The 248-nt window shown below is 49.6% G+C and carries 1 rRNA gene; it reads left to right on the top strand.

Going from position 1 to position 248, the window contains the following annotated elements:
- Window positions 1-248, top strand: a 23S ribosomal RNA gene (locus tag GTP44_RS27040); the annotation flags it as partial.

Below are 248 nucleotides of genomic sequence, written 5' to 3'. Positions count from 1 at the left end.
GGCGATGAAGGACGTAGTAGCTTGCGATAAGCTGCGGGGAGCTAGCAAACAAGCTTTGATCCGCAGATTTCCGAATGGGGAAACCCACCCTTTTAGGGTATCACCCACTGAATACATAGGTGTGTGAGGCGAACGCGGCGAACTGAAACATCTAAGTAGCTGCAGGAAAATAAATCAACCGAGATTCCCAAAGTAGTGGCGAGCGAAATGGGAAGAGCCTGTACGTGATAGTCGGACTGATAGTGGAA

Origin of the sequence: Duganella lactea (assembly GCF_009857505.1) — a bacterium.
GTDB classification, from domain to species: domain Bacteria; phylum Pseudomonadota; class Gammaproteobacteria; order Burkholderiales; family Burkholderiaceae_D; genus Rugamonas; species Rugamonas lactea.
This window is presented reverse-complemented; position numbering and strand designations above follow the sequence as displayed.